General features: G+C 63.4%; 21 protein-coding genes. 13 read left to right on the top strand and 8 right to left on the bottom strand.

Annotated elements, in window-relative coordinates; translation table 11 throughout:
• Positions 1 to 79 precede the first annotated feature (79 nt).
• The 8 genes from AC1DXN_RS07165 (at position 80) to AC1DXN_RS07130 (ending at position 6,893) form a co-directional block, all read left to right on the top strand.
• Complete coding sequence (locus tag AC1DXN_RS07165; RefSeq protein ID WP_477269407.1) at positions 80 to 574, top strand: flavin reductase; 495 nt, start codon at positions 80 to 82, stop codon at positions 572 to 574.
• Between the two features lie 29 nt (positions 575 to 603).
• Positions 604 to 1,533, top strand: coding sequence for an AAA family ATPase (locus tag AC1DXN_RS07160; RefSeq protein ID WP_477242965.1), 930 nt, complete (start codon positions 604 to 606; stop codon positions 1,531 to 1,533).
• A 5-nt stretch (positions 1,534 to 1,538) separates the two neighbouring features.
• Complete coding sequence (locus AC1DXN_RS07155) at positions 1,539 to 2,783, top strand: vWA domain-containing protein (RefSeq protein ID WP_477269409.1); 1,245 nt, start codon at positions 1,539 to 1,541, stop codon at positions 2,781 to 2,783.
• A gap of 70 nt (positions 2,784 to 2,853) precedes the next feature.
• The gene (locus tag AC1DXN_RS07150; RefSeq protein WP_477269411.1) at positions 2,854 to 3,249 is read left to right on the top strand and encodes a RidA family protein; all 396 of its coding nucleotides are present in this window, start codon (positions 2,854 to 2,856) and stop codon (positions 3,247 to 3,249) included.
• A 64-nt stretch (positions 3,250 to 3,313) separates the two neighbouring features.
• On the top strand, positions 3,314 to 3,652 hold the full coding sequence (locus tag AC1DXN_RS07145; RefSeq protein WP_023734542.1) for an XdhC family protein: 339 nt from the start codon (positions 3,314 to 3,316) through the stop codon (positions 3,650 to 3,652).
• A 3-nt stretch (positions 3,653 to 3,655) separates the two neighbouring features.
• A complete protein-coding gene (locus AC1DXN_RS07140) occupies positions 3,656 to 4,360 on the top strand; it encodes an XdhC family protein (protein ID WP_477269413.1) in 705 nt (234 codons plus the stop codon).
• On the top strand, positions 4,357 to 5,967 hold the full coding sequence (locus AC1DXN_RS07135; RefSeq protein ID WP_477269415.1) for an NTP transferase domain-containing protein: 1,611 nt from the start codon (positions 4,357 to 4,359) through the stop codon (positions 5,965 to 5,967). The genes AC1DXN_RS07140 and AC1DXN_RS07135 overlap by 4 nt, the downstream gene beginning before the upstream one ends.
• Before the next feature lie 32 nt (positions 5,968 to 5,999).
• On the top strand, positions 6,000 to 6,893 hold the full coding sequence (locus tag AC1DXN_RS07130) for an alpha/beta fold hydrolase (protein ID WP_477269417.1): 894 nt from the start codon (positions 6,000 to 6,002) through the stop codon (positions 6,891 to 6,893).
• Positions 6,894 to 6,909: 16 nt separating this feature from the next.
• Here AC1DXN_RS07130 and AC1DXN_RS07125 read toward each other — a convergent pair whose 3' ends face one another.
• Entirely contained in the window at positions 6,910 to 7,950 is a 1,041-nt protein-coding gene (locus AC1DXN_RS07125) for a DUF1176 domain-containing protein (RefSeq protein WP_477269419.1), read from the bottom strand.
• 124 nt (positions 7,951 to 8,074) lie between these two features.
• Here AC1DXN_RS07125 and AC1DXN_RS07120 point away from each other — a divergent pair, with 124 nt between their 5' ends.
• Positions 8,075 to 8,578 (top strand): DUF1993 domain-containing protein, encoded by a 504-nt coding sequence (locus AC1DXN_RS07120; RefSeq protein WP_477242972.1) that lies wholly within the window; start codon positions 8,075 to 8,077, stop codon positions 8,576 to 8,578.
• Positions 8,579 to 8,641: 63 nt separating this feature from the next.
• On the opposite strand, the gene AC1DXN_RS07115 is transcribed toward AC1DXN_RS07120, so the two are convergent.
• Positions 8,642 to 8,842 (bottom strand): hypothetical protein, encoded by a 201-nt coding sequence (locus tag AC1DXN_RS07115; RefSeq protein ID WP_477270011.1) that lies wholly within the window; start codon positions 8,840 to 8,842, stop codon positions 8,642 to 8,644.
• A gap of 39 nt (positions 8,843 to 8,881) precedes the next feature.
• On the opposite strand from AC1DXN_RS07115, the gene AC1DXN_RS07110 reads away from it, so the two are divergent.
• The 4 genes from AC1DXN_RS07110 (at position 8,882) to AC1DXN_RS07095 (ending at position 12,159) form a co-directional block, all read left to right on the top strand.
• The gene (locus AC1DXN_RS07110; RefSeq protein ID WP_477269420.1) at positions 8,882 to 9,118 is read left to right on the top strand and encodes a hypothetical protein; all 237 of its coding nucleotides are present in this window, start codon (positions 8,882 to 8,884) and stop codon (positions 9,116 to 9,118) included.
• Positions 9,119 to 9,208: 90 nt separating this feature from the next.
• Entirely contained in the window at positions 9,209 to 9,664 is a 456-nt protein-coding gene (locus AC1DXN_RS07105; protein WP_477269422.1) for a hypothetical protein, read from the top strand.
• A gap of 121 nt (positions 9,665 to 9,785) precedes the next feature.
• On the top strand, positions 9,786 to 10,853 hold the full coding sequence (locus AC1DXN_RS07100) for an aldo/keto reductase (RefSeq protein ID WP_477269424.1): 1,068 nt from the start codon (positions 9,786 to 9,788) through the stop codon (positions 10,851 to 10,853).
• A 40-nt stretch (positions 10,854 to 10,893) separates the two neighbouring features.
• Positions 10,894 to 12,159: a cysteine desulfurase-like protein gene (locus AC1DXN_RS07095; protein WP_477269426.1), complete on the top strand. Its 1,266-nt coding sequence runs from the start codon at positions 10,894 to 10,896 to the stop codon at positions 12,157 to 12,159.
• Between the two features lie 10 nt (positions 12,160 to 12,169).
• Here AC1DXN_RS07095 and AC1DXN_RS07090 read toward each other — a convergent pair whose 3' ends face one another.
• From AC1DXN_RS07090 to AC1DXN_RS07065, 6 genes are read right to left on the bottom strand one after another with little or no spacing between them, the layout of a single operon-like run.
• Positions 12,170 to 13,198, bottom strand: coding sequence for a histone deacetylase family protein (locus AC1DXN_RS07090; protein ID WP_477269995.1), 1,029 nt, complete (start codon positions 13,196 to 13,198; stop codon positions 12,170 to 12,172).
• A gap of 24 nt (positions 13,199 to 13,222) precedes the next feature.
• On the bottom strand, positions 13,223 to 13,741 hold the full coding sequence (locus AC1DXN_RS07085; protein ID WP_477242976.1) for an N-acetyltransferase family protein: 519 nt from the start codon (positions 13,739 to 13,741) through the stop codon (positions 13,223 to 13,225).
• 3 nt (positions 13,742 to 13,744) lie between these two features.
• Complete coding sequence (locus tag AC1DXN_RS07080) at positions 13,745 to 14,254, bottom strand: 2-thiouracil desulfurase family protein (RefSeq protein ID WP_477269428.1); 510 nt, start codon at positions 14,252 to 14,254, stop codon at positions 13,745 to 13,747.
• Between the two features lie 39 nt (positions 14,255 to 14,293).
• A complete protein-coding gene (gene kce / locus AC1DXN_RS07075) occupies positions 14,294 to 15,223 on the bottom strand; it encodes a 3,5-dioxohexanoate:acetyl-CoA acetone transferase (protein WP_477242977.1) in 930 nt (309 codons plus the stop codon).
• A gap of 10 nt (positions 15,224 to 15,233) precedes the next feature.
• The gene (locus tag AC1DXN_RS07070) at positions 15,234 to 16,607 is read right to left on the bottom strand and encodes an aminotransferase family protein (RefSeq protein ID WP_477269430.1); all 1,374 of its coding nucleotides are present in this window, start codon (positions 16,605 to 16,607) and stop codon (positions 15,234 to 15,236) included.
• 1 nt (position 16,608) lies between these two features.
• The gene (locus AC1DXN_RS07065) at positions 16,609 to 18,273 is read right to left on the bottom strand and encodes a N,N-dimethylformamidase beta subunit family domain-containing protein (protein ID WP_477269432.1); all 1,665 of its coding nucleotides are present in this window, start codon (positions 18,271 to 18,273) and stop codon (positions 16,609 to 16,611) included.
• Between the last annotated feature and the right edge of the window lie 63 nt (positions 18,274 to 18,336).

Below are 18,336 nucleotides of genomic sequence, written 5' to 3'. Positions count from 1 at the left end.
TGCGGGTCAACCACTTCGCTTGTGGCATATCGTATGCCGCCATATATAACGCTTGGGTTCTGACTGTGGAAAATCATCCGTGCTGAAGAAGAACGACATCGGGCCGCAGGCCTATCGCGACGCGATGGCGCATTTTGCCGGTCACGTCCATGTGGTCACCACCGACGGTCCTGCCGGCAGGCGCGGCGCGACGGTCATCGCCGCCTGTTCGGTATCGGACACGCCGCCGACCATTCTGGTCTGCCTCAATCGCGAAAATCCCAAGAACGAGCCGTTCGTCAAAAACGGCAAATTCGCCCTCAATACGCTGGCTTCGGACCAGGAGCCGCTGTCGATCGGCTTTTCCGGCATCACCGGCCTGCCGGTCGAGGAGCGTTTCGCGCTCGGCGAATGGGATGTCATCTCGACCGGCGCGCCGACGCTGAAGGGCGCGCTTGCCGTGTTCGACTGCGAACTGATCGACACCAAGGATCTGGCCACCCATCGTGTGCTTTTTGGCAAGGTGACAGGGTTGCGCATGGGCGATAATTTGCGGCCGCTGATCTACCACAACCGCGGCTACCACGTTCTGTGAAACGGACCAGCGGCGCTGATGGAGAAAGAATGACCGAGTTGAAACCGCGCCCGGCACCGCGGACGATCGACGAGACGCTCGATCTCCTGACCGGCGCGGACTATGTCGCGGACCGGTCGCTGGCGACCGTGCTGTTTCTGTCGCTGCGCATGAAGCGGCCGCTTTTTCTCGAAGGCGAGGCGGGTGTCGGCAAGACCGAGATCGCCAAGGTGCTGGCGCAGGCGCTTGGCCGCCGGCTTATCCGGCTACAATGCTATGAAGGCCTTGATGTCTCGTCAGCCGTCTACGAGTGGAACTACGCCGCGCAGATGATCGAGATCCGCATGGAGGAGGCAGCCGGCAAGGTCGACCGCTCCGACATGGAGCGCAACGTCTTTTCCGAAAAATACCTGATCCGCCGCCCGGTACTTGATGCATTGACCGGGAAAGCGGGTGCGGCGCCGGTGTTCCTGATCGACGAGCTCGACCGCACCGACGAGGCGTTCGAGGCGTTCCTGCTCGAGATTCTCTCCGACTTTCAGGTGACGGTGCCCGAACTCGGCACGATCAAGGCGGAGGAGCCGCCGATCGTCATCATCACCACCAACCGCACCCGTGAAATCCACGATGCGCTGAAGCGGCGCTGCCTCTATCACTGGGTCGATTATCCCAATGCCGAGCGCGAGCTGGAGATCGTGCGCCGTAAGGTGCCGCAGGCCAACCAGCGGCTTTCGGCGGAAGTGGTGTCGTTCATCCAGAAGCTTCGCCAAATCGAACTGTTCAAGGTGCCTGGCGTCGCAGAGACCATCGACTGGGCCGGCGCGCTGACCGAACTCGACAAGGTGGCGCTCGACCCGGAGACGGTTTCCGACACGATCGGCGTCCTGTTGAAATACCAGGACGACATTGCCCGCATCGAACAGGGCGAAGGCCGGCGCATCCTCAACGAGGTGAAAGCCGAGCTTGCGGCGGCGGAGTAGGAGCTATGGCACGCCCCGAACCGAAAGAGGCCACCCCCGACGGGCGCATCGCTGACAACATCGTCTATTTCGCCCGCACCTTGCGCAAATCAGGCATGCGGGTCGGGCCGGCCTCGGTCAAGGATGCCATCGAGGCGGTGCTGGCCGCCGGCATCGGCTCCCGCGACGATTTCTACTGGACGCTGCACGCCGTGCTGGTGTCGCGGCACGAGGATCATCCCACCTTCGACGAAGCCTTCCGGCTGTTCTGGAAATCGCGCGAGCTGATCGAAAAGATGCTGGCGATGTTTTCGCCGGTGGCGCCGGACGCCAGGGAAAAGCAAAAACCGCGCGCGGCCGAAAATCGTGTCAGCCAGGCGATGTTCGAGGGGCACCAGAAGAACCAGCCGGTGCAGGAAATCCCCGAGATCGAGGTCGACGCCCGCTTCACCTTTTCCGGCAATGAGGTGCTGCGAGGCAAGGACTTTGCCCAGATGAACGCCGCCGAGATGGCCGACGCCAAGAAAGCGATCGCCCAGCTGCGGCTGCCCTTCGACATGGTCAGGACGCGGCGCTTCAAGGCCGACGCCCACGGCCGCCGCATCGATCCGCGCGCCATGATGCGCTCGGCCGCGCGCACCGGCGGCGAATTGATCCTGCCAAAATTTCGGTCGCCGCGCGAGGTTCATCCACCGCTGGTGGTGCTGGCCGATATCTCCGGTTCGATGAGCCAGTACACGCGCATTTTTCTGCATTTCCTGCATGCGCTGACCGAAAAACGCCGGCGCGTGCATGCTTTCGTCTTCGGCACCAGGCTGACCAACCTGACCCGGCAGATGCGCCACCGCGATCCCGATGCGGCACTTGCCGAGAGTTCGGCGGCGGTCAAGGACTGGTCGGGCGGCACCCGCATCGGCGACACGCTGGCCGAGTTCAACAAGCTATGGTCGCGGCGCGTGCTGGGGCAGGGCGCGGTGGTGCTTTTGATCACCGACGGGCTCGAGCGCGACGATGTCGCCGGTCTGTCGGAGGAGATGGAGCGGCTGCACAAATCCTGTCGACGGCTGATCTGGCTGAATCCTTTGCTGCGCTTCGACGGTTTCGAAGCCCGCGCCCGCGGCGTCAAGGCGATGCTGCCGCATGTCGACGAGTTCCGCTCGGTGCACAATCTCGATGCGCTCGCCGACCTCTGTGCGTCGTTGGACAAGAAGTCGGCCGCTTCCGTCGATCCGCGTCGTTGGTTGGGTGCTGGCGCCAGGCACGCGGCATAGCCATATGTTTATCCATCGGGAAACAGACTCCCGGAAAAAATTGAAATCACCCGCACCGGAGACCCGATAGATGACGCTCCAATGCATCAACCCCAAGGATTTGCCAGTTCCCCAGACCTACAGCCAGGTCGTCGTTGCGACAGGGAGCAAGTTGGTCTTCATCTCGGGCCAGGAGCCCGAGGACCTGGACGGCAAGCTTGTTGGCCGTGGTGATCTTGCGGCTCAGGCGCGCCAGGTGTTTGCCAATTTGGGCCGGGCACTTGCCGCTGCCGGTGCAGCGCCTGCCCAGGTCGCCAGGATCACGATCTATGTCGTCAACTACGATCGCGATGAATGCCTGCCGATCATCGAAAAGGCTCGGCTAGGGCTGTTCGGAGATCACAAACCGGCTGACGTGGTGCTTGGTGTGGCGAGCCTGTCGCCCGGCTATCTAATCGAAGTTGACGCATTCGCGGTGATCGATTGACCATGCATTTGCTTGCGCGAATTGGCGATAGCCGGATCATAAACAGACTCTGAGAGAAGCGACGATGGACAACAGCATTTATCTCGATGAGGCCCGCGACCCGCTGATCATCGCGGAAGGCTGGATGAAGGACGGCAAGGATGTCGCCATTGCCACTGTGGTCGAAACCTGGGGCTCGGCGCCGCGTCCGGTGGGCAGCCATCTGGTCATCGACGCGGAAGGCAATTTCCACGGCTCGGTCTCCGGCGGCTGCGTCGAGGGTGCTGTCGTGAGCGAGGCGATCGACGTCATCGACTCAGGGAAGGCCAAGATGCTGGAGTTCGGCGTCGCCGACGAGACCGCCTGGCAGGTCGGCCTGTCCTGCGGCGGCCGTATCAAGGTCTATGTAGAGCGGCTGGGCTGACCGATGGACCCCTATGCGCTGAAAACGCTGAACGCCGAACGCCGCGCCCGCCGCGCGGCGATCCTGGTTACCGATCTTGGCGACGGCCGCGACCGCATCGTGCGTGAGGGAGATCAGGTTGCCGGCGATCTGGGCGCTGCGATCGCCAAGGCGTTTCGATCAGGCAATTCCGGTTCGGTCGAGGCGGAAGGGCGAACCTTCTTTCTCAACGCCCATCTGCCGCAGCCGCGACTGGTGGTGATCGGCGCCGTCCATATCAGCCAGGCGCTGGCGCCGATGGCGAAAATCGCCGGCTATCCCGTCGAGATCGTCGATCCGCGCACCGCCTTTGCCACACCGGATCGCTTTCCCGACGTCGCGCTGCATGCCGAATGGCCCGAAGATGTGCTGAAGCGCCAGCCGCTCGACAGCTACACGGCGCTGGCCGCTGTCACGCATGACCCAAAGATCGACGATTTTGCGCTGAAGGCGGCGCTCGATGCCAATTGCTTCTATGTCGGCGCGCTTGGCAGCCGCAAGACTCACGCCAAGCGCGTCGAGCGCCTGCTGGCCTTGGGCGCCACCGCCGACCAGATCGCCCGCATCCACGCGCCGATCGGCCTCGACATCGGTGCGGCAAGCCCGGCCGAGATTGCGGTTGCGGTGCTGGCGCAGGCGATCCACGCCTTTCGTTCGCGCGGCCTCGAAGCCAAGGGTGCCGCAGCGTGAAATTCGGCCCGATCCCGATCGAGGCGGCCGAAGGTGCTGTGCTGGCGCACGCCACCACCGCTGGAGATCGACGCTTCCGCAAAGCGCACAGGTTGAGCGCCGACGACGTGTCGCTGCTGAAGGCGTTCGGCATTTCGGAGGTGGTTGCGGCGGTGCTGGCTCAAGACGATCTGAGCGAGGATGCAGCCGCCGAGAAGATCGCCAAGAGCATGGCCCACAGGAACATCGAGGCGAAGCCGGCCGCGACCGGCCGGGTCAATCTGCATGCCGAGGCTTCCGGCATCTTCACGGTCGATGCGGCGATGATCGACGCCATCAACGCCGTCGATCCGACCATCACCATCGCCACGCTGGCGCAGCACGCGCCGGTCGAAAAAGGCCAGATGGTCGCAACCGTGAAGATCATCCCTTTCGCCGTCGCCTCGGCCTTGGTCGATGCGGTAACAAAGATCTGCGCCGGCGGCGAGATATTTGCCGTCAATGCCTATCAGCCGGTGCGTGTGGGCGTCATTCAGACGGTTCTGCCCGGCATCAAGCCGAGCGTGCTCGACAAGACGCTGCGTGTCACCGAAGCGCGCCTGGCCCGCTCGGGCGGCAAGCTGACGGCGGAGCGCCGCACACCGCACGAGATCGCACCCGTGGCGGAGGCGGCAGCCTCGCTGGCGCGCGACAATGACATGGTGGTGATTTTTGGCGCCTCGGCGATGAGCGACTTTGGCGATGTCGTTCCGGCGGCTATCGAGCGCGCTGGAGGGACCGTCGTCCGCGCCGGCATGCCGGTCGACCCCGGCAATCTGCTGGTGCTCGGCTTGCTCGACGGCAAACGCGTGATCGGTGCGCCGGGTTGCGCCCGCAGCCCCAAGGAGAACGGCTTCGACTGGGTGCTGGACCGGCTGATCGCCGGGCTAGACGTGACCGCCAAGGACATTGCCGGCATGGGCGTCGGCGGGCTGCTGATGGAAATCCCGACACGGCCGCAGCCGCGCGAGCCGCTGCCGGCCAAGGCGCAACTGGCGGTCGATGTCGTGCTTCTGGCCGCCGGCCGTTCCAGCCGCATGGGCGGACCAAACAAGCTGCTGGCATTGTTCGACGACAAGCCGCTGGTGCGCCGCACCGCCGAGCGCGCGCTCGCCTCGAAAGCCTCGGGTACCATTGTCGTTACCGGCCATCAGCGCGAGCGGGTGCGGGCAGCCTTGTCGGGCCTTGACGTCACCTTTGCCGACAATCCGGATTTTGCCGAGGGCCTGTCCTCATCGCTGAAAGCCGGTATTTTTAGGGTTGCCGAAGACGCCGCCGGCGCCATGATTGTTCTCGGCGACATGCCGGGCGTCTCATCGGCCGACCTCGACAGGCTGATCGACGCTTTCCGCAAGGCCGAAGGCCGCTCGGTCGTGCGTGCCTCGCATGATGGCCGCCGCGGCAACCCGGTGCTGTTGCCGCGTGCATTGTTTCCCGCGATCGCCCATCTCGAAGGCGATACCGGCGCGCGGCATCTGGTCGGGGCCGAGGGGCTGGATGTCGTCGATGTCGAGATCGGCGACGGTGCATCGATCGACGTCGACACACGCGAGGCGCTGGAAGGCGCCGGCGGCGTGCTGCAGGATTGACAAACCGAAGCTGAAAAACGCATGGCTTGGGCATGGCTTTCAGATTCCGCTATGCCCTTTTTGCCTCAGCGCTTGTATTGTTTCCTGGCGGCGTTGCCGCTCGCGCCGACGCGCTGAAACCCTTCAAGGACGATCTGTTCGCATATCCGGCGACGCTGTCGTCCGCGGACAACGGCGCCTACACGGTCATCGACTACCAGGAAATGCGCGACATCAACGCCCGTGATGAAGTGCCCGAGCGCCGGGTGCATGCCCAATACACCGACACCAACGTGCGCAAGGTGCAGCAGGATCTGCTGCTGAAAACCGATGCCGGCGATGTCAGGCACATCGCCGTCGGCAAGACCGAGGGCGCCGGCATCATCGTGCTCTACCTGCACGGGCAGGGCGGCAGCCGCAAACAAGGCGTCGACGACTTCACCTTCGGCGGCAATTTCAACCGGCTCAAGAACCTGATGGCCGCCAATGGCGGCCTCTATCTCTCTCCGGATTTCACCGATTTCGGCGACACCGGCACAGCCCAGGTCGCGGCGCTGATCGACCACTATGCGGAAAAATCGCCGGGCGCGAAAATCTTCGTCGCCTGCGGCTCGATGGGCGGATCGCTGTGCTGGCAACTCGCCGCCCGCAACGACACCGGCCGGCGCATCGACGGGCTGCTGCTGCTTGGCTCGCTCTGGGACGAGAGCTTTTTGGCGAGCCCCGCCTTCCGGCGCCATGTGCCGGTCTTCTTCGGCCAGGGCAGCAAGGACCCGGTTTTCCCCGTGGAAAAGCAGGAAGCCTTCTTCCGCTCCATCATCGCCAAATCGAAAGCCTACCCGTATCCGACCCGCTTTGTCCGTTTCGAGACGGGCACGCATGGCACGCCGATCCGCATGACCGACTGGCGCGGCACGCTCAACTGGATGCTGTCGAAAGCGCCTTGACCCCCTTGGGTAGCCTCTACGGGGCGGTGTTGTAGTCCACCACCGTCTGCGGGTTTTCCTCGCCGTCATAGGATGCATCCACATCGTACTGGACCAGGGAAAAGTCACCGTTGCGGAACAGGTACGTCCCCGAGTCCGAGGCATCGCCGACGCCGCGCCATTTGTTGAACGTGCTGATCGTCTTGGTATCTTCGTCGTAGTCGGAGTTGGTCGCCCAGCCGGTCGTGTGGAAGCCGACTATGGTCATGCCCAAAAGTTTGCCGTCGCTGTCATTGTTCTCGTAGCGGATATCCATCTGGGGTTCGGCGAACTGCAATTGCCGCACGCCCGCCACTTCATCGCTCAAGTAGTAGACGGAGCTTTCATTGTAGGCCGCAGCCGCGCAGGAGAAATGGAAAAGCCGCATTTCCTTGTCGGGATCGCCAGCAGCAGCATCCTTTTCCTTGTATTTGATAGAAAAGATTTCCGGCTCCTCGCCGAGAAATTCCTTGTCGCACTGGCCACCGTAGTCGGCGGCAAACATCTTCTTGGCTTGCTCCAGTGCGGTGTCTTTCTTGGGCGGCGGCGGTCCGTCGCCGCAGCTTGCCGGCAGCGCTTCCTCGAAATCGGCCTTTGACGGTTTCAGCGCGCCCTTGTCGATGAAGATCGGTTGGAACGGTGGGGCCTGAACCTGGGCATTGACCTGGCGCAGCGTGTAGCAGCCGGCGAATACCGCCTCGCTGCCGTCTTTGCCGGTGGCGCGGATTGCGACGGGGACGCTGTAATAGATGCTGCCGGCCGCGCCCTCATCGGAAACAGCGCCTGTTTCGACATCGACCTTGTCGGTGCCGTCATAACCCTTGACGAATGTATCGAAATCCTTGGCCGGTTTGGTGTCGCCGTAATAGCCCCAGGCGCGCGCGAATTCGTGCCGGTTGATGGCACTGTAAAGCGAGCGGACGACAGCGGCGGCGTCCGACCGGTCATCGACATAGGGCGCTTCGTCGGCGGCAAAGGCAGTCTGGCTGATGGTGGCAAGGGAGAAAAAAGCGGTCGCTGCAAGAAGGGCGCTTCTCATCGGGAATCTCCAGTCGATGCGGAAAATCCTAGCACAAGGATTACGGCGACGCGGTGACGCTTGAAAAGTCACACGCGAAGGCGCTACCTGCCGCCGTCGGCGTTCCGCCGCATGGAGATTTCAAGTGACACTATCGATGTATGAGGCGTCCGTGCCGGTGTTTTCCGCCAGGCTCAAGGCGCTGTCCAATGTGCTGTCTGCAGCCGAACAGAATGCGGCTGATCGCAAGATCGATCCGCAGGTGTTTCTGACGGCGCGGCTGGCGCCCGACATGTTTGCGCTGGTGAGACAGGTGCAGATCGCCACCGATCATGCCAAGGGTGCGCCGTCACGGCTTGCCGGCCGCGAGGTGCCGAAATACGAGGACAATGAGGCGAGTTTTGCCGACGTCCAGGCCCGTATCGCCAAGACCCTCGAGCATCTCGCAACCTTCTCGGCGGCCGACCTCGATGGCTCCGACCAGCGGACGATCGAACTCAGGCTTGCGGGGCGTGAAGTCTCGATGCCCGGGCTGCAATACCTGTTGCACGCCGCCATGCCCAACTTCTACTTCCACGTGACCACGGCCTACGACATCCTGCGTCACAACGGCGTGCCGCTGGGCAAGGCAACTTTCCTCGGGCGTTGAAGGTCAAAAAGGCTTCCCGGCGCTGCCGGGAAGCCTCGCGTCAGGATCGGCTAAACGCCTTGTTCAGCGCAGTGACATTTCGCGGGCGATGCGCGGAAAATCGGCCGGCTTGATGCCGATGTCGGCGCGGTCGCTGCTGCTCATCGCATGCAGCAGTGCCAGTGCCGAGCGATAGCGCAGATGTTCCTGCGGACGCGGACGAGCGAACATTTCAGTGAAGAACCCCATGATCATGGCCCCTTGTTGATCCTCCACCTCAAGCAATATAGGCAAATCATGAAGATTGTGCAGTGCAGCATTTGCATGGCAGCCATGCTGCGCGAATTTTTTTCGTCACAATCGAACCGGCCGGTGAAACTTCCGGCGCGTCCCGACCGTATGCTTCAACGCTGGCACATGGCCGGCTTTTCCTCGCCACTCCTGGCGAATTTTCCGGACTGTATGAAAATGCAGTCCGGCTTTTTTTTGCATAGAGGGTTCGGCTGGCAACGCCGTAAGCCAACGGCTAAATTGGTTAAGATCGGTCGCATTCATTTTTAACGAGCCGGTTCTATGTTGGGCGCCGGTACACGTGCGCTTACGACAGGGGAGGCTGAGATCGGCACCGGGAGCAAGCGGGATTTCGCTTCGTTGCTCGACGACCTCTTCGTCGCCCCCGAGAAGGGCGAGGAGGCCGGCGCACGGCCGTCGATTCCGTTCGACTATCTCTCTGTGGCTGACGAGCTTCATTCCGGCCGCATAAAGGTTGCCGGCGACACATTTGCCGCCGAGTATCGCGAGGGCGCCGATCTGGCGAGCGAGTTCGCCGCACTGCTCGATCAGGCGAAGATCGCGCTTGCCGGCGAAGAGCCCAAGCCTGAGGAAAAACTGCCGCCGATCGATCCCGAATCCATCGCCGTCGAACTCGGCCTCAACCAGCCCAAGGATGTCGCCGATTTCGGCCGCATGCGCCGCAGCTTCGCCTTCGCCAACCATCCCGACCGTGTCGCCCCGCATTTGCGCCAGCGTGCCATGATCCGCATGCAAGTGGCCAACATGTTGATCGACGAAGCCAAGCGGCGCGCTTTGGCCGGCGCCAGGCGCTGACTTTTCCGGAGTTCACGCAAAAGTCGGTCCGCTGAGGCTTGGAGAGCGCGACTGCTTTCCCTATAAAAGCGGTTTCCTTCTCGCGCCGCCGCGCCAGCTTTCCCTCCGGAGCAGAAATTCCATGCACAAACGCCGTCTCGGTCGGACCGATCTTCTTGTTACCCAGATCTGCCTGGGGTCGATGACCTGGGGCCAGCAGAACACGGAAGCCGAAGGCCACGCTCAGATGGACCTGGCCTTTGCATGCGGGGTGAATTTCATCGACACCGCCGAGCTTTACCCGATCCCGCCCAAGGCGGAGACGCAAGGCCGTACCGAAAAGATCATTGGCAGCTGGATGAAGGCGAAGGGCAATCGCGACCAGGTTATCCTGGCCTCGAAAGTGGTAGGCCGCACCGCCAACACCTGGTTTCGTGGCGACCGTCCCTCGAAGCTGGTGCGCGCCGACATTTTTGACGCCATCGAAAAATCGCTGACCAAGCTCGGCACCGATTACCTCGATCTCTATCAGATCCATTGGCCGGAACGCGACATACCGTGGGGCGCCAACCCGAACCGCATCGGCGCCGTGGCGCCGCGCGCCGATTCCATCGGTGCGCCGGCCGGCGAGACGCCGATTGCCGAGACGCTCGCCGTGTTCGACGAGTTGGTGAAATCAGGAAAAATCCGCCATTTCGGCCTGTCGAACGAGAATTCCTGGGGCGCCATGCGCTTCATCGCCGAGGCCGACAAGGGCATCGGCCCGCGCGTCGCTTCGATCCAGAACGCCTATAATTTCGTCAACCGCACCTTTGAGGTGAACCTGGCCGAGGTCTGCGAGCGCGAGCAGGTGTCGTTGCTGGCCTATTCCCCGCTGGCGCAGGGCTATCTCACCGGGAAATACGACCATGGCGCACGGCCGCAAGGCTCGCGCTCGCAACTGTTCAACCGCGGCCAGCGCTACGAGACGCCGAATGCGGCGGAGGCGCAGCTCGAGTATAACGAGCTCGCACGTTCCTTCGGCCTGGAACCGGCCTTGTTTGCCAACGCCTATGTGTCGAGCCGGCCGTTCGTCACCTCGAACATCATCGGCGCCACGACGATTGCGCAACTTGAAATGGCGCTGTCATCCGTCGACGTGACCTGGACCGAGGAGATGCAGAAGGCGGTCGATGCGATCCACCAGCGCGTCGGCAATCCATGCCCGTAAGCGGAGATCCGGGGGCCGGTTCAATTGATTGGGGGACAAAATGACATTTCAGATCGACGCGGTGCGGGCAAAATTTCCAGCCCTTGGGCTCACTGACAAAGGTCGCCGCCGCATCTATCTCGACAATCCCGCCGGCACCCAGGTGCCGCAAGCGGTGGCTGACGCGGTGTCGCGCTGCCTTTTGACCACCAACGCCAATCTCGGCGGCTTTTTCGAGACCACTGTCGCCGCGCAACAGGTCGTCGACGATGCTCACGCCGCGATGGCCGATTTTCTCGGTGCCGCGTCCCCGCAGGAAATCATCATCGGCGCCAACATGACGACGCTGACCTACCATATGTCGCGTACGCTCGGCCGCACGTTCAAGCCTGGCGACGAGATCATCCTTACCCGCATGGACCATGAGGGCAACGTCTCGCCCTGGCTGCAACTGGCCGAAGACCTTGGCCTTGTTGTGCGCTGGCTGGCTTTCGATGAGCAGAGCTGGCAGGTCGAGGAGACGGCGCTCAGCGCACTGCTCACCGACCGGACGCGGCTCGTCGCACTGAACTACGCCAGCAATCTGACCGGCTCGATCAACCGGGTGAAGGCGCTGACCGGCATCGCCAAGCAGGCGGGCGCGCTGGTCTATGTCGACGCCGTGCAGTTCGCGCCGCACGGCCTGGTCGATGTGCAGGACCTCGGCTGCGATTTCCTCATCTGCTCGGCCTACAAATTCTTCGGCCCGCATATGGGCATTCTTTGGGGCCGGCTGGATGTTATCGAGGCGCTGAAGCCGTACAAATGTCGCTGTTCGTCCAACGGCCTGCCGGAACGTTTTGAACTCGGCACGCCGCAAATTGAACTGATGGCCGGCCTCACCGCCGCCGTCGATTATTTCGCCGAACTGGGCACGGCGGCGGGCGAGGGTGGGTCAAGAAGGCGCAAGATTGCCAAGGCGTTCGAAGTCTCGATCGCCTACGAGAATCCGCTGGCGCAACGACTGATCGACGGGCTGTCGGACATTGCAGGCCTGACGATCCACGGCATCACCGACCCGGCGCGGCTCGGGCATCGCGTGCCGACGGTTTCCTTCACCGTCGATGGCATCGTGCCGGAGACGATCGTGCGCCAGATGAATGCCGAAAACATCTTCCTCTGGTCGGGCCACAACTACGCCTGGGAGATCGTCCACCAGCTCGGTATTCCCGCCGAGCAAGGCGTCGTTCGGATCGGCATCGCCCATTACAACACAGCAGCCGAGATCGACGAGACGCTCGAAAGCGTGCACCGCGTCATCGCCATGCTCAGGCAGCAGCGATCCTGACGCTGCATCCTCACCGGTTCTTGCCGCCGAAGCCTGTGAGGAATGCGGTGAGGTTGTCGCCGAGCGCGTCGCAGAGATAGCCGCCTTCCTGGACGATGACCGTCGGCAGGCCAAGGCCGGCAATGGCTTCGCCGATACGCGAGAAGCCGGGCGTCGTCACCGAAAGCCCGCCGAACGGGTCGCCTTCAAACGCGTCTAAGCCGAGCGCCACCACCAGCGCGTCGGGTGCAAAAGCGCGGATGCGCTGGAAGGCCGTCGCCAAGGCTTCGAGGAACTGGGCGTCGCCGGATTTGCGTGGCAAAGGCAGGTTGAAATTATAGCCGAGACCCGGCCCTTCGCCGCGCTCGTCAGCATGGCCCCAGAAGAACGGGTAGAAGCGCACCGGATCGGCATGCAGCGACACCGTCAGCACGTCGGGTCGCGCATAAAAAATGCCCTGCGTGCCGTTGCCGTGATGCAGGTCGACATCGAGGATCGCCACCCGCGCGGCCTGCTTGCGCAGCACTTGCGCCGCGACCGCCGAATTGTTGATGAAGCAGAAGCCGCCGGCGACATCGGCAAAAGCGTGGTGGCCGGGCGGGCGGCAGAGAGCATAGGCGGCCGGTGCGCCTGCCATCACCGCTTCGGCAGCTTCGACCGCGCTCCACGCGCTCCACAGCGCGCTGCCCCAGGTCTCGCCCGAGATCGGGCAAGCGGTATCGGCCATATGATAGCCGGCCTGTCCCACAGCCGAGGCCGGGTAGGAGCCGTTGCGCGCAATCGGGTGAATGTTGGGGATCACCTCGGCCGAGGCGCCTTCGATGCGCTGCCAGCGCACGAAGATGTGCTCGAGGAAATCCAGATATTCGGGCGTATGCACCGCAGAGACCGGGCCGAGCCCATGATCCCGTGGCCGCTCGATCGTGCAGCCGGCGGCCTTGGCACCGGCAAGCAGTCGCTCTGCGCGTTCCGGCTTTTCCGGATTGGGCTGCGGCGCCCCGCTGGAGAGGAAGGCCTTTGGATCGTGGCGTTTCTGTTCCTCGGCATAGAAGGCTTTCATCATGTCTCCCAATACAGTAGCCGGCTATACATCGTCCGGCCCATCGGCAAAGGCGAAGAAAGCGTCGCCGACAATCTTCTGAGTCTGTTCGTAGCTCGACCAGGCGATGCCCAATCGTTCGTAGAAGGCCTTGGCGGTTTCGTTGTCGGTGTCGACCGATAGCCTGAGATAGACGCCACCGTCCTTCCGGCATTGCGCAGCGACACTGCGCAGCAGGCGTTCGCCGATCTTGCGGCCGCGAAAGCGGCCTTCGACATAGAGGTCCTGCACATAGACGCCGGGCCGGCCCATCCAGGTCGAGAAGATCGGGAAATGCAGGCACAGCCCGGCAAACTCGCCGCCGACTTCGGCGATCAGGGTCGAAAAGGCAGGCTTTTCGCCAAAGCCGTAGCGGCGCAGGTCGTCGGCGGTGGACGTGATCTCCTGATGCGCGCCAATATGGTTGCCGAGGCGCAACAGGGCGGCGTAGATGGTGTCGACGTCGTCGATGGTGCCGGGGCGGATGATGGTATCGCGGGTCGTGGCTCGGGCTTTCTCTCGCATGGATCAGGCTGCGGTTCCGGCTGTATCAGGCTTGGCCAGGAGGTCATCAAGCTCGCCAATGCCGTCTTCCGAAAAGACGCGAATGCCGTTCGCCTCCAGCAGCGCCGTGGTCGTGCCAGAGCCAGCCACCCGGTTGCCCGAAAAACTCCCATCATAGATGAAGCTACTGCCGCACGACGGGCTGCCGTCAGTCAGGACTGCATAGCGGCAGCCTGTTTCCCGGGCGAGATCGAGCGCGAGCTGCCCGGCTTCGAGATAGAGTGCAGTCACATCGTTTCCGGTTTTCTCGACCACCTGGCCTTGGCCGTGCAGCACAGCAAGGCCGTCGCCGGTGCCGCGAATTTCAGCCGGCGGGCGCGGCGTCGAGAAACCCGCGGCGACCTCCGGGCAGATCTGCACGACCCGCCCTTCTGCCTGCCATCGCGCCAGAACGGGATGGTCGTTGAGCCGGTAGGAACCGTTGTAACGAACCTTGCTGCCGAGCAGGCAGGCTGAGACGAGAACCCTTTCCATATCAGCTCCTCCCTTTGCCACCCGGCCTCCACCATGCGCCTAGAACGCCACCCGGTCGCCACCCTTGAGCGCCAGCATAGCGCGCGCCTCGGCCGGCGTCGCGACCTCCAGGGACAGCCCGTCGAGAATGCCGCGGATGCGGCGCACCTGGTCGGCATTGGATTTGGCCAGCTGGCGGCCGTCGTAAAGACTGTCCTCCAGCCCGACGCGGACATTGCCGCCCATTGCCGCGGCGATCGAGATCAGTGGCATCTGCTGGCGGCCGGCTGCCAGTACCGAGAACTGAAAACTGTCGCCAAAGAGTTTGTCGGCGATGCGCTTCATGTGCACGAGATTATCCGGATCGGCGCCGATGCCACCCAAAATGCCGAAGACGAACTGGATGAAAAACGGTCCCGACACCAGCCCGCGGTCGCGGAAATGCGCCAGCGAATAGAGATGGCCGACATCGTAGCATTCGAATTCAAAACGCGTGCCGCAGCCCTTGCCGAGTTTATCGAGCACCGTCTCCATGTCGGCAAAAGTGTTCTTGAAGATCGTGTCGCGGGTCGCCTCGAGCAGCTTCGGCTCCCACTCGTGCTGCCATTCCCTCGGTCTGTCGAGCATCGGGAACAGCGCGAAATTCATCGAGCCCATGTTGAGCGAGCACATTTCGGGTTCGGCCCGCAGCGGCGCGGCCAGCCGCTGGTCCAGCGTCATCAGCGACGAGCCGCCGGTGGTGATGTTGATCACCGCATCGGTCGCCTGCTTGATGCGCGGCAGGAATTGCATGAACACATCAGGGTCGGCGGTCGGCCGGCCGTCGCTTGGATCGCGGGCGTGCAGATGCAGGATCGACGCGCCGGCTTCGGCGGCGGCGATCGCCTCAGCGGCGATCTGGTCGGGTGTCACCGGCAGATAGGGCGACATGGACGGTGTGTGCACCGAGCCGGTGACCGCGCAGGTGATGATGACTTTCCTCGGCGCCATTTTTTCCCCCTCAGCCTTCGACCGGGAGGTCGAGTTCGGCGGCCAGCACCTGCAGCAAGTCGCCGATGATGGAAATGATTTCGCCGATCTGTTCGCGGGTAACGATCATCGGTGGCGCAACCATGAAATTGTCGCCGTCGACACCGCCCTTGACCCTGCGCCCATAGATGATCAGGCCGCGCTCATAGGCCAGGTCGAGAAGGCGCTGCGTGGCTTTCTTGCTCTGGTCGATTGGTTTCAATGTCTCGGGATCGGCAACCATCTCGGCGCCGGTGAGCAGGCCTTTGCCGCGCACGTCTGCGATGAACGGGAAGCGCTTTGCCAGCCCTTTTAGCCCCTCCATCAGCACATCGCCCATGGCGGCCGCATTGGCGATCAGGTCGAGGCGATCCATCTCGCCGAGCACGGCAAGTCCGGCGGCGCAGGCGAGCGGATTGCCGGCATAGGTGTGGCCATGCTGGAAGCCGCCGGAGGCGAGCAGCGGCTGCACCAGCCGCGTCGGTGCTGCGAGCGCGCCGAGCGGCGCATAGCCGGAGCCCAGCCCCTTCGACAGCGCGACGATGTCGGGCTTGCAGTTCCAGTGGTCGCCGCCAAGGAATTTGCCGGTACGGCCGGCGCCGCTCATCACTTCGTCATGGATGAGCAGGATGCCGTAGCGGTCGCAGATTTCGCGAATGCGCGGATAGTAGCTGTCGGGCGCCACCAGGGCAGAGGTCGCAGCGCCGCCGATCGGCTCCATGATGAAGGCGAGCACGCTGTCCGAGCCTTCGGCCTGGATCTTCTCCTCCAGCATGTCGGCGTAACGGATGCCGCGCTGTTCCATCGAGAGATTGTCGCGGTCGCGCCAGGCGGTCGGCGCCGGCACGCTCGGCATCACCTGCATCATCGGCGTAAAGCTTTCGGCCAGCGCATCGTCGCCGGTGACCGAAAGCGAGCCCAAAGTGCCGCCATGATAGGAGGGGAACCGCGTGATCACCTTCCAGCGGCTGGCCTGCCCGGTGGCGACCGCCCATTGCCGCGCCAGCTTGATGCAGGATTCCGTCGCTTCCGAGCCACCGGAAACGAAGAAGATGCGGTCCATGCCCTCTGGCAGCTTTCCTGCGAGTTCACGCGCCAACTCCTCGGCCGGCTCGTTTTCGAAATGCAGCCGGTAGGCGAAGGTGGCGCGGTCCATCTGCCGCTTCATGGCATCGAGCACGTTGCGGTTGGAATGGCCGATATTGGCGACCATCGGCCCGCTCGATCCGTCGATGAAGCGGCGACCGTCCTGCGTCCACATGTAGATGCCCTCGGCGCGATCGATCAGCGGCCGGCGCAGGCTGGAGAGATAGAACAGATGCGACGGCGCGCGCGCTTCCGATACGGCGGTGGAGGGCTTCGTCATGTCAGGTCTTTCCGAGATAGCGGTCGAGAACATTTCTGGTCACGCGTTCGACCATCGGGTCCTGCCTTAGCAGGCCGGCAACCCATTCGCAGCTTCCGGCGTGAAAAACCTCGCCGTTGCCGCGCGGGAAATTGACGATCATGCCGTTGCCGCGTTTGACTTTGTCCAGATTGGCGTCGCTGGCTTCGCCGAACAGCGTTTCGGCGGTGAAGCGGCCGTCCTCGTCGCAGAGGAACTGGTCTTCGAACGGAATGTCGACGCTTTCCTCAACCTGGCTCGCCATGCCGACGGCCAGCACCTGCAGGCCATCCGGCGCGCCGCTGTCAGGCGTGGGGTAGGGCAGGCCGCCGCGAATCTCGAAGTCGAGCCCGTCGACCTCGTAGCCATAGACATGGCTGTCGGCGCCGAGCAGATCGCCATAGTAGATGCCGGTGCCGGCAAAGGCCCAGTGCTCGGGACGGTAGACCGGGAAGCCGCGCACGCCGCGCGGCGCGCAGCCGCCCCAGCCGGCATAGACGCCGCGCGTGGCGTTGAGCCCGAAGGTCGCGGCGCCGGGCCGGCCGATTTCCGGTGCTTCCCAGGAATTGCTGGCGCGGGTGACGTTGGCGCGATAGGCCGGGTCTTCGGCACGCGCCCGGTATTTGTAGCAGACCTGCCGGCGGCCCTCGTCCTCCAGCCGCGTCTGCCACATGAAATTGCCGGCGAAGCGCGCCGCATGGCCGCCCCGTTCGACATAGGCGTCGACAGCGTCGCGCATCTCCCAGGTCCAGTATTCGTCATGGCCGACAAAGACGACGCAGTCGTAGCCGTCGAGAATCTCCGGCGAGAAATGCAGATCGTGCTGGCTGGCGAGATCGATTCCATAGCCGGCGCGCTCGGCAAAGCGGAAGAAGTGCCTGTCATAGCTCGCCCAGCCTGACGAGGCGTATTTCTTCGAATGGCCGGTGGCGAGCGCCCATTCCATATGGGGATAGCGCGGCACGGTCTTCGGCGGTACGGCGACCTCCAGCGGCACGCGCGGCGCATCTTTTGGCAGCACGACGAAGCCGCGGCACCAGGGCCGCTGCGTCGACACCATGCGCGCATACTGGTCGCGATCCGGGCCGGTGATGCCCTGATAGGCATTGGAGCCGCCCCAGGTGTTGTAGGAAAGCCAGGTTCCCGTCGCCGCCACCTGCAGCACCCGGCCGGGCTTATTGCCGGGCCGAGGTGCGACGATGAACAGATGGTGGCAAAGGATCGGCTTGCCGTCGCGGCCATCGGCTGTCAGCGTGACGCGATAAGCGCCGGAGGGCCAGTCGTCCGCGACGCGGAATTCGAACGACGTTTCCCAGCCGCAACCCTCGACCGAACACTGGTCCGGCGTCTCTTGCCAGCGCGCCGCGATCCCGGCCTTCTCGAAAATCTTGGTTTCGGTTGCGCCGTCGCGGATGATGACGATGCCGAAGCTTTGTGCCGTCGAGCTGACATGCAGCGAAACTGTCTCGCCGAGCCGGTAGGAGAAGCGATCGGAATAGCACCAGATCTCGCCGCGCTCGCCATCCATGCCGGGCCATTCGTAATAATGGCCACGCACCGCCTCGCGGCGCTGCTCGGGCGTCAGCCCGAAATCGGGGAACTCGGTCGGCAGCTGCGTCAATGAACACCTGAGATCAGTGGCCGCCATTGAGACCATCGGCCAGCCAAGCGTCAAATGGAAACGATCGGGCCAGCATTCGTCCACAGCGCC

It is taken from the genome of Mesorhizobium sp. P2_H9 (assembly GCF_056403215.1).
This window is presented reverse-complemented; position numbering and strand designations above follow the sequence as displayed.

Coding starts and splice junctions, on each gene's coding strand:
- AC1DXN_RS07150 (WP_477269411.1), top strand. CDS start 2,854: ATGACGCTCCAATGCATCAACCCCAAGGATTTGCCAGTTCCCCAGACC.
- AC1DXN_RS07125 (WP_477269419.1), bottom strand. CDS start 7,950: ATGAGAAGCGCCCTTCTTGCAGCGACCGCTTTTTTCTCCCTTGCCACC.
- AC1DXN_RS07100 (WP_477269424.1), top strand. CDS start 9,786: ATGCACAAACGCCGTCTCGGTCGGACCGATCTTCTTGTTACCCAGATC.
- AC1DXN_RS07160 (WP_477242965.1), top strand. CDS start 604: ATGACCGAGTTGAAACCGCGCCCGGCACCGCGGACGATCGACGAGACG.
- AC1DXN_RS07130 (WP_477269417.1), top strand. CDS start 6,000: ATGGCTTTCAGATTCCGCTATGCCCTTTTTGCCTCAGCGCTTGTATTG.
- AC1DXN_RS07140 (WP_477269413.1), top strand. CDS start 3,656: ATGGACCCCTATGCGCTGAAAACGCTGAACGCCGAACGCCGCGCCCGC.
- AC1DXN_RS07155 (WP_477269409.1), top strand. CDS start 1,539: ATGGCACGCCCCGAACCGAAAGAGGCCACCCCCGACGGGCGCATCGCT.
- AC1DXN_RS07070 (WP_477269430.1), bottom strand. CDS start 16,607: ATGACGAAGCCCTCCACCGCCGTATCGGAAGCGCGCGCGCCGTCGCAT.
- kce (WP_477242977.1), bottom strand. CDS start 15,223: ATGGCGCCGAGGAAAGTCATCATCACCTGCGCGGTCACCGGCTCGGTG.
- AC1DXN_RS07110 (WP_477269420.1), top strand. CDS start 8,882: ATGGCAGCCATGCTGCGCGAATTTTTTTCGTCACAATCGAACCGGCCG.
- AC1DXN_RS07065 (WP_477269432.1), bottom strand. CDS start 18,273: ATGGCGGCCACTGATCTCAGGTGTTCATTGACGCAGCTGCCGACCGAG.
- AC1DXN_RS07145 (WP_023734542.1), top strand. CDS start 3,314: ATGGACAACAGCATTTATCTCGATGAGGCCCGCGACCCGCTGATCATC.
- AC1DXN_RS07090 (WP_477269995.1), bottom strand. CDS start 13,198: ATGAAAGCCTTCTATGCCGAGGAACAGAAACGCCACGATCCAAAGGCC.
- AC1DXN_RS07080 (WP_477269428.1), bottom strand. CDS start 14,254: ATGGAAAGGGTTCTCGTCTCAGCCTGCCTGCTCGGCAGCAAGGTTCGT.
- AC1DXN_RS07085 (WP_477242976.1), bottom strand. CDS start 13,741: ATGCGAGAGAAAGCCCGAGCCACGACCCGCGATACCATCATCCGCCCC.
- AC1DXN_RS07095 (WP_477269426.1), top strand. CDS start 10,894: ATGACATTTCAGATCGACGCGGTGCGGGCAAAATTTCCAGCCCTTGGG.